We start from the raw sequence: 13,138 nt of genomic DNA on the forward strand, positions 1-13,138 counted from the left end.
ACTGTATCGTAATAGGGTTGTTAACATGGTTTCAGACGGCCTGATTGTTTTAAAAGGCCGTCTGAAAATGGTTTAGGCAAATTCGCCGCCGAAGCTCATAGCACCGGTTTCTGCGCTACTGGTCATGCTGCGGAAGTTGGCGAAAAGTTCGCGGCCGCAACCTTGTTGGTTAGCGCTCAAATCGATGCGTTCGACTTCGCGGGCATTCCATTCGGCTTCGTTAATCAGGACGTTGAGTTCGCCGGTAACGGAGTCGAAGCGGATCAGGTCGCCGGTACGGATTTTGGCGATATTGCCGCCCATCAGGGCTTCAGGCGTCATGTGGATGGATGCAGGCACTTTGCCGGATGCACCGGACATACGGCCGTCAGTCAGCAGCGCCACTTTAAAACCGCGGTCTTGCAGGATGCCCAAAGGCGGGGTCAGTTTGTGCAATTCGGGCATACCGTTGGCACGCGGGCCTTGGTAGCGGACAACGCAGACGAAATCGCGTTCCAACTCGCCGCGTTCAAACGCAGCCAACACTTCGCGTTGGTCGTTGAATACGATGGCGGGCGCTTCAATGATGCGGCAACCTTCGCGCACGGCAGATACTTTAATCACGCCGCGACCGATGTTGCCTTTCATCAGGCGCAAACCACCGTCTGGGGAGAACGGATTGTCGGCTTTGCGCAGGATGTCATCGTTGCCGCTGGTTTCGGGGGCTTCGCGCCATTCGAGTTTGCCGTCGATGAGGAAAGGCTCTTTGGTGTAGTGGCGCATACCGTGTCCGACGACGGTATCGACATCGTCGTGCAATAAGCCTGCGTCCAGCAATTCGCGGATAACGAAAGGCAGGCCGCCTGCTGCGGTAAAGTGGTTCACGTCGGCTTTGCCGTTGGGGTACACGCGGATCAGCAATGGGATGATGGAGGAAATTTCGTCGAAGTCGTCCCAGTTCAAAATCACGCCTGCGGCACGTGCCATGGCAACGAGGTGCATGGTGTGGTTGGTCGAGCCGCCGGTTGCCATCAGGCCGATCAGGGCGTTGATGAAGGATTTTTCGGTCAACATTTCGCCCAATGGTTTGATGGTGCCGTTTTTGATGCCGCGTGCGAGGTGTCCGGCAGCGTAGCGGGTTAGGGCTTCGCGCAGGTCGGTATAAGGATGGACGAAGGCGGCGGCAGGCAGGTGTACGCCCATCATTTCCATCATCATTTGGTTGGAGTTGGCAGTACCGTAGAAGGTACAAGTACCCGGGCTGTGGTAAGAGCCCATTTCGCTTTCAAGCAAGGCATCGCGGCCAACTTTGCCTTCGGCGAAAAGCTGGCGGGTACGGGCTTTTTCTTTATTGCCGATACCGCTGGACATCGGGCCTGCGGGGACGAAGATGCCTGGAATATGGCCGAAAGACAACGCACCGATCATCAGGCCGGGAACAATTTTGTCGCACACGCCCATAAACAGGCTGCCGTCAAACATTTGATGCGACAGACCGATAGCGGTACTCATGGCAATCACGTCGCGGGAGAACAGCGACAATTCCATACCGGCATAACCTTGCGTGATGCCGTCGCACATGGCGGGCGTGCCGCCGGCGACTTGGGCGGTTGCGCCGTTTTTCTGTGCTTCGTCTTTGATTTGGTCAGGGAAGTCTTTAAACGGCTGGTGTGCGGAAACCATGTCGTTGTAGGCAGTGATGATGCCTAAGTTGGGGACGGTTTCCTGAAGCATTTCGATTTTGATGCTTTTAGGCATGGCGGCATAGCCGTGAGCCAGATTGCTGCAGCCGAGTTGGTTGCGCTCTAAGCGTCCCATCTGTTTGGCACTACGGATTTTCGCCAGATATTTTTCACGCGTCGGGCGGCTGCGCTCGATGATGCGCTCGGTAATCTCGGCGAGTTTAGGGTGAATCGGAGTGGGGTTCATGGGCTGTCTCCTGGCTAAACGATATGATAGGGATTTTGTTTGCGCGTTTCTGATTTTTGTATTGGGTGTTTTCTTCAGACGGCCTTGAGCTGTGGGAATGAATAATATGGGCCGTCTGAATATTTGAAGATTTTCTCTTCGAAGCGTCCGCATATTATAGTACAAAATCTGTAATTTTGTTACAAAATAATTTACTAAGTGGAAGAAATTTGATTTAAATCGAGGTATGGTCAATTCGTAAAATGGCAGGCTGCAAAAGTCATCAAACTTTTATGTTAAATCAAACAATTTGTAAAAATGAGAATAGACAAAATGTGTAGCCATGTGTAGTATTACTACTCATTAGCCCGCTTGTTTGAAATTTTGGTGCAGGCGATTGGTTTTTTACTGCTTATTGCTTAAAGGCTTTTGATTCTAATCGATTTTTATAGATGACGACAGTCCAAAAGTTTTGAAGCAAGCTTCCTCAACGAGAGATGAAACAATGAGTACACAGACAAATTTTGATTTGGTGTTGTTTGGCGCGACCGGCGATTTGGCAATGCGTAAACTTTTGCCTTGCCTGTATCAGGCGCATGTAGCCGGTTTGCTTCATCCCGAAGGTCGTATTTTGGGCGTAAGCCGTAGCGAATTGGATACCGCCGGCTTTTTGGCTAAAGTGGAAACGAATTCTAAAATCCATGTCAAACAAAACTTCTCAGAAGAAGCGTGGGCATCGTTTATCCAACGTCTTGAGTATTTGAAAGTCGATGTGACAAAGAAAGACGACTTCATTGCTTTGGGCGACTTGGTAAAAGCGCGCAAGAATACTGAGAATGTCGTGATCTACCTCTCAACTGCGCCGAAATTCTTTGCGCAAGCCTGTGAAAACCTTGCCGAAATCGGTTTGAATGCCGATAACGTGCGCGTAGTTTTGGAAAAACCGTTGGGTACGGACTTGGCTTCTTCCCAGCAAATCAATACAGATGTGGCCCGTTATTTCAAAGAAGAGCAGATCTACCGTATCGACCATTATTTAGGTAAAGAAAGCCTGCAAAACCTGCTGGCCTTGCGTTTTGCCAATGTGATGTTCGAGCCTTTGTGGAACAACAAATATATTGAAAGTGTACAGCTGACCATCGCCGAGCAGTTGGGCGTGGAAGAACGCGGCGAGTTTTACGACATTACCGGCGCGTTGCGCGATATGGTGCAAAACCACTTGATGCAAATGCTTTGTATGACTGCCATGGAAGCACCGGCGAGCTTGGATGCGGATGCCGTACGCGACGAGAAAGTAAAAGTCATTAAATCGCTGAAACCGCTGACCATCGAATCCGTCAACGAAAATGTTATTCGCGGCCAATATGTTGCAGCAAACGGCATGAACGGCTATCTGGAAGAAGTCGATGTACCGAAAGACAGCTTCACTGAAACCTATGTTGCCATCAAAGCCGAAATTGAAAACGAGCGTTGGAAAGGCGTACCTTTCTACCTACGTACCGGCAAACGCATGGCAGGAAAAGTGGCGGAAATCGTGTTGAACTTCCATCCGCTGCAAAACCATATTTTTGACAACAGCCAACCTGCGCCGAATCGTTTGGTTATTGAACTACAACCGACCGAATCCGTCCGCCTTTACACTCAAGTAAAAACCCCGGGTGCAGGCAACAAAGTCGAAGTGACACCGATTGGCGTGGACTTGGGCACAGCAGTAGAGGGCCGCCGCGCTGAGGCTTATGAGCGCCTGCTGCTGGATGTGATTAACGGCAAACTCGCTTTGTTCAACCGCCGCGACGAACTCGAAGCCGCTTGGGAATATGTGATGCCTATCCTGGAAAACTGGGCGAACAATACAACGCCTCCGCATGCTTACGAAGCCCATTCTTGGGGTCCTGAAGCTGCGCGCGCGCTGTTGGCGCGTGACGGCAACAAGTGGCACGAAGAGCAATAATATTTCTTTCAGACGGCCTTGTTTTCCAACAAAAGGCCGTCTGAAACCATGAAAGGACGAAACATGTTTGTTTGGCACGAACAAGAAAACGCTGCAACTGCCGCGCAGGCTCTCGCTGATGCCGTTGCCGCTGCATTACAAACCGCGTTGAATGAGAAAGGCCATGCGGTTTTGGCTGTTTCCGGCGGTCGTTCGCCGATTGCGTTTTTCGAGGCTTTGTCGCAAAAAGATTTAAATTGGCAAAATGTCGGCATTACTTTGGTGGACGAGCGTATTGTCCCGACCACGCATGCCGACAGCAATACAGGCTTGGTACGTGAATATCTGCTCAAAAATAACGCGGCCGTTGCCACATGGATTCCTGTTGTTGAAGACGGAAAGTCTGAAACTGAATTACAACCTGAAGTTGTCGTTGCTTATGCATTGAAACATTACAAGCAACCTGACGTGCTGGTGTTGGGCATGGGAGGAGACGGGCATACAGCGTCGTTGTTCCCTCAAGCGCCTCAATTACAGGCCGCAATCAATGAAGCTGATGACCCGACATTGATTCATACTACGCCGGTTACCGCGCCGCATGAGCGTGTGAGCATGACTTTGGGTGCGATTGCCAAGACGCCGAATGTATTTTTGGCCATTCAAGGCGCAGAGAAAAAAGCAGTATTTGATAAAGCTGCCACAAGGGCTGATACCGAATATCCGACCAGCCTGATTCTCAATCACCAAGGAATTAACTGCCATGTCTACTATGCACACTGAAGCTTATCCCCGCCTGGTCGCCGATATCGGCGGTACGAATGCCCGTTTTGCGCTTGAAACTGCACCGCAAGTGATTGAGAAGGCTGAAGTTTTACCTTGTAAAGATTACGATACCGTCGTTGATGCCGTCAAAACTTATTTGGAACGCGCAGGCAGCCCGAAAGTTTTGCACGCCGCCTTTGCGATTGCCAATCCGATTTTGGGCGACTGGGTGCAGATGACCAACCACCACTGGGCGTTTTCCATCGAGACCACCCGTCAGGCTTTGGGTTTTGAAACGTTGATTCTGTTGAACGATTTTACCGCCCAAGCTTTGGCAGTGACCAAAACTGAAAAGAATGACTTGGTACAAATCGGCGGTCAAAAGCCCATCGAATTTGCACCTAAAGCCGTTATCGGCCCGGGTACCGGTTTGGGTGTCAGCGGTTTGGTGCACAGCGCTGCCGGCTGGGTGGCATTGGCAGGCGAGGGCGGCCATACCAGCTTCCCGCCGTTTGACGATATGGAAGTGTTGATTTGGCAATACGCTAAAAACAAATACGGCCATGTTTCTGCCGAGCGTTTCTTGAGCGGCGCAGGTTTGAGCCTGATTTACGAAGCATTGGCCAAACGCGACAACATCAAACAATGCCGTCTGAAACCTTCGGAAATCACCGATAAGGCATTGAGCGGAACATCGCCGATTTGCCGTCAGACTTTGGATATTTTCTGCGCCATGCTGGGTACGGTTGCTTCCAATTTGGCTTTGTCATTGGGTGCGCGCGGCGGCGTGTATTTGTGCGGCGGCATTATCCCGCGCGTGTTGGATTACTTTAAAACGTCCCCGTTCCGCAGCCGCTTTGAAAATAAAGGCCGCTTTGAGGCTTATCTTGCCGCTATTCCCGTGTATGTCGTATTGAGCGAGTTTCCGGGCATCGTCGGCGCGGCGGTCGCATTAGACAATCATTTAAATAACGTTTAAACACACAAACGGCGGTGCAGGGCAGGGGGTGGAAAAAACCCTTGTCCTGAACGTCAAAAAATCAAAGGGTAGAGTATATGTTAAGCAAAATCAGCGAATCATTGTCCAATCTCTCCGGCGCAGAACGCAAAGTTGCCGAATCTGCGTTGGCCGAGCCGAAATGGTTCGTTCATGCCGCTGTGGCCGAAATCGCCGAGCGTGCATCCGTCAGTCAGCCGACTGTAATCCGTTTCTGCCGCAGCTTGGGTTACAAAGGCTTGCCTGAGTTCAAACTCGCTTTGTCTGCCAGTATCGGTCATGAAGGTATGCCTTACGTTCATGAAGAATTAAACGCCGATGACAACATGGGCAGCGTGGTCGAAAAAGTGTTGGGCAACGCCGCAGCCTCCCTCTTGGGCGAGCGCCGCTTTCTGAAAGAATCCGAGCTGGAAAACGCGATTGCCATTCTGATGCACGCGCGACGCGTTGAGTTTTATGGAGTCGGCAACTCCGGCATCGTTGCCCAAGATGCGCAACACAAATTCTTCCGCTTCGGTATGTCCACCGTTGCCTATGTCGATACGCATACCCAGTTGATGGCAGCTTCCGTGTTGACCGAGCAGGATGTGTTGGTGGCGATTTCTAATACCGGCTCATCTATCGAATTGTTGGACGCGGCCAGTATCGCCAAAGAAAACGGCGCAGCCGTTATCGCGCTGACCCGCAATGATTCGCCGTTGGCTCAAATGGCCGACTGTGTATTGAGCATTGCCACTCAGGAAAATGCCGAGCTTTATACGCCTATGGTGTCCCGCCTTCTGCAGTTGGCCGTTATCGACATTCTTGCTATCGGCTTGGCCTTGCGCTTGGGCGATACTGCCAGCACGCAACTGCAAAAAAGTAAAAAAAGCATACATAACAAACACATCGAATACGATAAAGATTGATTCTTCACTGATATCTTCAGACGGCTCCAACCCACATCAAGGCCGTCTGAAACCTCAAAAAACGGAAACCACCCCGTTCCCGTTTCAGACGACCTCACGGCCGTTTTCTCAACAAAACTGTCCACTATCCAGGAGAGCATCCGATGAAACACCTTCACGATTTACCAGCTTGGTCAAAATTATGGATACATTTTGACGAAACCAAAGAACAACACATGCGTGAAATGTTCGAGCAAGATCCCGAACGTGCCGAGCGCTACTGGCTGCAGGTTGGCGGCCTGACTTTGGATTATTCTAAAAACCGTATCAACGACGAAACCATGGCACTGTTGTTCGAGCTGGCGCGTGAAGCAGGCGTACCGGAGCGGATGCAGCAAATGTTCCACGGCGAAAAAATCAATACGACAGAAAACCGCGCCGTACTCCACGTTGCCCTGCGCAACCGTACCAACGCCCCTATCGTCGTGGATGGCGAAGATGTCATGCCTAAGGTTAACCATGTCCTGCAACGCATGGGCGAGTTCGCGCATGAAGTCCGCAGCGGTAGCTGGTTGGGCTATACCAATCAAGTCATTACCGACGTCGTCAATATCGGTATCGGCGGCTCTGACCTCGGCCCTCTGATGATGTGTACCGCGCTCAAGCCTTTCGGCCATCCGCGTTTGAACATGCACTTCGTCTCCAATGTGGACGGCTCCCAACTGCGCGACGTATTGTCCAAAGTCCACCCCGAGACCACCCTCTTCATCATCGCCTCCAAAACCTTTACCACCCAAGAAACCCTGACCAACGCCCTGACCGCACGTAAATGGTTCTTGGATCATGCAGGCGATGAAAGCGCCGTGGCCAAACACTTCGTTGCCGTATCGACCAACCAAAAAGCCGTTGCCGAATTCGGTATCGATACCGCCAATATGTTTGAATTTTGGGACTGGGTCGGCGGACGATACAGCCTCTGGTCGGCCATCGGCCTGCCGATTATGCTGTATCTCGGCGAAGAAAACTTCATCGAAATGCTCAACGGCGCACACCTGATGGACCAACACTTCATCAACACGCCGCTGGAGCGCAACCTGCCGGTTATCCTTGCCCTTATCGGTGTTTGGTACATCAACTACTACGGCGGCGGCAGCCACGTTATCGCTCCTTACGACCAACATCTCCACCGCCTGCCCAAATTCATCCAGCAGCTCGACATGGAGAGTAACGGCAAACAAGTTACCCTTGACGGTAAACCGGTCGGTTACGAAACTTCCCCGATTATTTGGGGCGAAACCGGTATCAACGGCCAGCATGCCTTCTTCCAACTGCTGCACCAAGGTACGCACATCACGCCGATTGACCTGATTGCATCCCTTGAAAAACGCAGCAATTTGCAAGGCCACCACGAAATCCTGTTGGCAAACGTCTTTGCCCAAGCCGAAGCCTTTATGCGAGGTAAAACGCCTGACGAAGTACGCGCCGAGCTTCAAGCACAAGGCATGGACGAAGCGCGTATCGAAGAGCTGGTTCCACACAAAACCTTCTCCGGCAACCGCCCGACCAACCTCATCCTCATGGACAAAATCAACCCGCGCAATATGGGCAGCCTGATTGCCATGTACGAACACAAAACCTTCGTGCAAGGCATTATTTGGGGCATCAACAGCTTTGACCAATGGGGCGTAGAACTCGGCAAACAGTTGGCCAAAACCATTCTTGCCGAATTGACCGGCGAGACTGAAGTGCAAAAACACGACAGCTCCACTACACGCCTGATTAATCTTTATTTGAACGCCAACAAATAAAGCATTTATTTAAAACAAAAGGCCGTCTGAAAGTTTCAGACGGCCTTTTGTTTCATTCCGGATCATCCGTAAACGCATTTTCCCGAAATATCGGTACAAACGTGAAAAGATACAGTACGAACACGGCGATGGTCAGAATCGCAGGAACGGTAATGAAAAATATCGGGTTCACGTTCATCAAGAAAGCGCGCGAGATGGCGGCCATAAAGAGTAGGGGGATGGCAATGCGGCAGAGTTTCGGGTAGTCGAGTTTGGTAAAGCCGCTGTGCCACAGTCCGGCGGTCAGCCACACCATCATCACGCCGCCCATCATACCGCCGAGGGTAATCAAGTGTAATGGGGCGGAGGAAGGCAGATTTTGCAGTTTCTCCACGCCTGTCCACAGATAGCCTGCGGCGGCAAAAAGCTGGAGCAGGTAATAAGTGCAGACGTAGTGTTTGCGCAGGAGTTCGTGATGGTGGAGCTCACGCAGCTTGGCGAGCAGGATGAATCCGACGGCAAGCGCGGTAAAACCGGCGGTTTGTGCGGGCAGCCAAAGTTCGGCGGCGGCGTGCAGCAGCAGGAAAGTAATGGCGATGTTTTTATAAACGATATTTGGAATAAAAACAGGGTCTTTCAGACGGCATTCTTTAAGGGCTTCCGCGCCCAAAAGAATGCTGACGCGGACGGATACAAACATGACAGCTGCTATGTTCAGATGTACTTGCGCGCGCAGTAAGTTCAAATCGCCAGTTGCGGCGTAGGCCGTCTGAAAAACGGTAAATGCGGCGAGCAGCATTAGTAGGGCGAAGTTATCAGTGTTGCGATCAAGCCAAATCAGCCAAGTGCAGAACAGCAGCAATACCAGCCAATAGACAGCAACGAAAAACGAGGCAGTTTGCGGCGAAAAGGGCAGTATGGCGGATGCGGCGAGCAGTAATGCCGCCATCAAAGTAGCGACAGGTTTCAGACGGCCTTGATAGCCCGTCCATTCAAGCATGGCGGCAGTCAGAAAACCGCCGTATGCCGCAGGCAGCATGAGCTCTAAGAAGATTTGGCGGTGCAAAATGACGGCACCGGGGCCGATGAAAAACACCAACGCGCCGAGTATGGCAAGCACCGCCGCACCGACGAAAAACGGCCGCATGGGGTGGGTAAAAAACTTATTCATAGTTTGGCTTGATTCTGCATGAAGATGCTTTCGGATATAGATTTATTGGGAGGACAGGGCTGTATTTTTGCCAAACAGGCAAGCCTTCGGCTTGCTTACCCTCTCCCTAGCCCTCTCCCACGGGGAGAGGGGATTAAACTGCCAAACCCGAACATTTTTAGGTTTACCTGACATCTGATTCTCAATTCTACGTTCTTTGATTTTCAGCAACCTGATCCCCTCTCCCCGTGGGAGAGGTTTAGGGAGAGGGCAACGAACCGCAAGGTTTGTCAGATACTCAAATGCCCGTATCATTCATATTATTGATATTATTGTTTGAATTGTATTATTTTCAATAATAATAAATAATCCTAAACCAATATAAATAACAGCCATTATCCAACGACTAAACTTCTCTACAATTTCACCAACACCTGAAATATTAGCCAATCTTTGTGCTGTATATACTAAAACAAAAATCAATATTAAAAATACAAGAAGAGTAACTAATAAGTCGACAAGATCTAAAGTCACAAAGTAAGGAACAAAAAGTCCAATATTATCTGCACCACAACTAGCAACTGTAACCAAAGCAACAATACCGACTAATTTTGACAACCCTTTTTCATCCAATTCTTTTTTAGCTCTTTTTTCGCCCTCACAATCGTCGTAAATAGCAACTTTAATACCTAAGTAAATCGGTATTAAACCTAATAAACCCAACACCCATTTTTCCGGAACATAATGCAAAACAAAAGCTAGAAATAAACTAACTAATATTAAAATTACAGAACCTAAATATTGTCCGATATAAATATCTCGATATTCTTTTCTAGTATTTGCTCTAGCAAAAAATATTAATAGTATTACCAACAAATCTACTGCTGTAGCAATATATAAAACAGCAGCAGTAATCACAGTTGAAAACATAAAGCACCTCATAATGAATCCCCTGCCCCCTTGGCACCACGGCTTTTTCAAAAACCGAATCGCGTTCGGATAACAGATTCGTATCTTTCGCTAAAGAGGCAAGCCTGCGGCTTGCTTACCCTCTCCCTAGCCATCTCCCACGGGGAGAGGGAATTGGGCTGTCGAGCCTGAACATTTTCAGGTTTACCTGACATCTGATTCCCAATTCTACGGCTCTCTGATTTTGAGAAACCTGATCCCCTTTCCCCGTGGGAGAGGGTTAGGGAGAGGGCAACGAACCGCAAGGTTTGTCAGAAATTTAAATTCCTATCACTCATAATAATGAATCCCCTGAAACTCTCTTGCCACCACGGTTTCTTCAAAAGCCGAATCGCGTTCGGACAGCGGCGTAGGCAGGGTAATCACGTTTTGCACGTTCATGCCCTTAGTGGAAAGCAGCATGATTTCATGGCTCAGGCGTGCGGCTTCGAAGCGGTCGTGCGTTACCAGCATACACGCCATGCCCTGCCGCTCGATTTTTTCCACCAGCATGGCGACCAAAATATCGCGCAAATCGCGGTCCAAACCGACGAACGGCTCGTCCAGCAAGGCAAGGTCGCAGCCGCACAGCAGCAGGCGCAAAAATGCTACCCGTTTCGCCATGCCGCCGGACAATTCGGTCGGATATTTGTTCAAATCGCCCGCAGTCAGCCCGACTTTCGCCGCCAGCGCGATGATTTCGCCTTCATCGGGTTTGTCCATAAAAATAGCGATATTCTGCATCGCGGTCAAGTTTCCCGGCAGGCGGTTTTCCTGAAACAGAAAACCCGTTTTGCGGAAAGTATTGCGTATCGTGCCCGATTTCGGCGTTTCCAAGCCCGCAATCAAACGCAAAACCGTCGTCTTGCCACAGCCGCTCGGCCCGAACAAAGCTTTCACTTCGCCATGTTGCAGGTTCAAACTGAAATCGCGCACGATGGGGTCGCGGAGAATTTCAAAACGTACGTTTTCAAGACAGAGCATCATCTCCTCCACGGCATAAACAAAATTTCCAAAGGCTTGGTAATCAGGTATTCAAACAGCGACACAAACACGATAACCAACACCACATAAGCCATCACCGTCGAAGTCTCCAGCATCGCCCTCGCGTCCGCAATCCGCGCGCCCACGCCTTCGCTCGCGCCCAAGAGTTCCGCCATAATCACTACCTTCACCCCCATCGCCACCGCCACGCCGATGCTGGAAATCACATAGCCCGTCAAATGCGGGATATACAGATAACGGATTTTTTTCAGACGGCCTAATTTATAAGCGTCAAACAATTCCTCATGCTGCTTGTTCACACTCGCCATCCCGACCGCCGCACTCGCAAACGTCAGCGGCGCAACCAACACAATGATGGTAAACAACACGCTCGGATTGCCGAAACCGAACCAAAACAACGCCATCACTACCCAAATAATCGGCGGCATCGCCAACAAAATCGTAATCACAGGCTTGAGCAACGCCATCGCCGTCTTAAAACTGCCCGCCACCAGCCCCGCCGCCAATCCCGCTACCAGCGCAACTGAAATCCCCACCACCGACCGCCACAGCGAAATCCCGATTTCGTTTTCCTGAAAATGTTGCAATAAATCCAAAGACTTTTGAAACACCTCTACCGGCGCAGGCAGCATAAACTCACCAAATACGGCACTGCCCAACGCCCACAACGCCACCACCACCATCGCCACACTCAGACCGGCAAAGCCGCTCCAAAGGTAGTCGATGATGTAAAACACCGCAGGCTGTGGTTTGCGGATTTTGTCGGTTTTAATCATGGTTTGAGTATTGGTTTGTATTTTGAAATCAGCAGGTTGGGTATGTGGATGCTTTAATCCAATTTTCAGATTATTAGTGTTATTTTCAGGTAGTCAACAGTAACTACGGTGTACTGCAAATTGTATTAAGTTTTGCAATGGCGTTATAGTTATGGAAACGTGCATAAACACTGCATTTGTTGCTGTCTTTCAAATTAAATAAAGAGTCATACCAATAAGCAATTAATGCACGTCTGACCCCATCTTTTTTTAAAAAATCTAGCGCGATATCAAAGGTACCATTTAAAAAAATGGAAACCGCTCTCGGTAAAACTGTTTTGTAATAACTCTTTTCAATATATCCATGTTGTTCAATCCAAGAAATTGTTCCTGGAAAATCTAAAATTAATTTATCTAACAATATCATATGGGTGCTTTGTGTATTCTTTCTATTTAAGGTACTAAAAGCTACCTCATGAGACCCGATATTCAACGTAAAATATCTGCCGCCATTTGTTGACGGGAAAAGTGAAAATGTCCATACCCCTTGGTATTCCAACCAGTGTGCCAATCCGGACAATATGAATAAATTCTTTAGATAAGAACATAAATATTCATCTTGAAACATCCTATCTACTTTGGGTTTGTGAATAATCAGGTTTTCATCCAAATCATTCAAAGCATCAGATGCTTCTTTAACGCTTAAATAAAAAAGTTCCTTTTGGTTAGCCTGATTTGTATTTAGACAGCTTCTAAATCGATAATGCAAATAATGTTCTACTTTCCGCCAATTATTTACTTGTCTAAAATCTGCCAGTTCCCATTTTCCTAATTTTTTATAAGGTTCAGTTTGGTTGATTTCTTTAATACGCTTAATCGGTGGATAATTACTACCTCCAATTTTTACACTATCACAATTTTTAGAAGTCAAAATATAGACATATCCTATAGATTTAGTATCAAACATAATTTAAAGTACGCTTCTTCAAAATATATTTATTTTACATTCATAATAGCAAATTGGGTTATG

The 13,138-nt window shown here is 49.0% G+C and carries 11 protein-coding genes; 5 read left to right on the forward strand and 6 right to left on the reverse strand.

The features are described from left to right. Positions 1–72 precede the first annotated feature (72 nt). Positions 73–1,908 (reverse strand): phosphogluconate dehydratase, encoded by a 1,836-nt coding sequence (gene edd, locus LPB400_RS04315; protein ID WP_070461364.1) that lies wholly within the window; start codon positions 1,906–1,908, stop codon positions 73–75. Between the two features lie 484 nt (positions 1,909–2,392). On the opposite strand from edd, the gene zwf reads away from it, so the two are divergent. From zwf to pgi, 5 genes are all read left to right on the forward strand, one after another. Then, positions 2,393–3,838 carry a glucose-6-phosphate dehydrogenase gene (gene zwf / locus LPB400_RS04320; RefSeq protein WP_070461365.1) on the forward strand — a complete coding sequence of 482 codons (1,446 nt, stop codon included), beginning with the start codon at positions 2,393–2,395 and terminating at the stop codon, positions 3,836–3,838. 63 nt (positions 3,839–3,901) lie between these two features. Next, a complete protein-coding gene (gene pgl, locus LPB400_RS04325; protein WP_070461366.1) occupies positions 3,902–4,597 on the forward strand; it encodes a 6-phosphogluconolactonase in 696 nt (231 codons plus the stop codon). After that, positions 4,578–5,558, forward strand: a complete 981-nt coding sequence (locus LPB400_RS04330) for a glucokinase (RefSeq protein ID WP_070461367.1) — start codon at positions 4,578–4,580, stop codon at positions 5,556–5,558. The genes pgl and LPB400_RS04330 overlap by 20 nt, the downstream gene beginning before the upstream one ends. 77 nt (positions 5,559–5,635) lie before the next feature. Beyond that, the gene (hexR, locus tag LPB400_RS04335; RefSeq protein WP_004519348.1) at positions 5,636–6,484 is read left to right on the forward strand and encodes a DNA-binding transcriptional regulator HexR; all 849 of its coding nucleotides are present in this window, start codon (positions 5,636–5,638) and stop codon (positions 6,482–6,484) included. A 143-nt stretch (positions 6,485–6,627) separates the two neighbouring features. Beyond that, positions 6,628–8,271 carry a glucose-6-phosphate isomerase gene (gene pgi / locus LPB400_RS04340; protein WP_070461368.1) on the forward strand — a complete coding sequence of 548 codons (1,644 nt, stop codon included), beginning with the start codon at positions 6,628–6,630 and terminating at the stop codon, positions 8,269–8,271. A 52-nt stretch (positions 8,272–8,323) separates the two neighbouring features. Here pgi and LPB400_RS04345 read toward each other — a convergent pair whose 3' ends face one another. The 5 genes from LPB400_RS04345 to LPB400_RS04365 all read right to left on the reverse strand — a co-directional run bounded on the left by LPB400_RS04345 (position 8,324) and on the right by LPB400_RS04365 (position 13,075). Continuing rightward, complete coding sequence (locus tag LPB400_RS04345; RefSeq protein WP_070461369.1) at positions 8,324–9,421, reverse strand: NnrS family protein; 1,098 nt, start codon at positions 9,419–9,421, stop codon at positions 8,324–8,326. Between the two features lie 294 nt (positions 9,422–9,715). After that, entirely contained in the window at positions 9,716–10,330 is a 615-nt protein-coding gene (locus LPB400_RS04350) for a CadD family cadmium resistance transporter (protein WP_036491903.1), read from the reverse strand. Positions 10,331–10,639: 309 nt separating this feature from the next. Beyond that, on the reverse strand, positions 10,640–11,332 hold the full coding sequence (locus tag LPB400_RS04355) for an ATP-binding cassette domain-containing protein (RefSeq protein WP_219089689.1): 693 nt from the start codon (positions 11,330–11,332) through the stop codon (positions 10,640–10,642). Then, positions 11,332–12,129 (reverse strand): ABC transporter permease, encoded by a 798-nt coding sequence (locus tag LPB400_RS04360; RefSeq protein WP_219089526.1) that lies wholly within the window; start codon positions 12,127–12,129, stop codon positions 11,332–11,334. Before LPB400_RS04360 ends, LPB400_RS04355 begins: the two co-directional genes overlap by 1 nt. Before the next feature lie 103 nt (positions 12,130–12,232). Next, positions 12,233–13,075: a GIY-YIG nuclease family protein gene (locus LPB400_RS04365; RefSeq protein WP_070814351.1), complete on the reverse strand. Its 843-nt coding sequence runs from the start codon at positions 13,073–13,075 to the stop codon at positions 12,233–12,235. Positions 13,076–13,138 lie beyond the last annotated feature (63 nt).

Origin of the sequence: Neisseria perflava, assembly GCF_019334725.1 — a bacterium.
Taxonomy (GTDB): Bacteria; Pseudomonadota; Gammaproteobacteria; order Burkholderiales; family Neisseriaceae; genus Neisseria; species Neisseria subflava_A.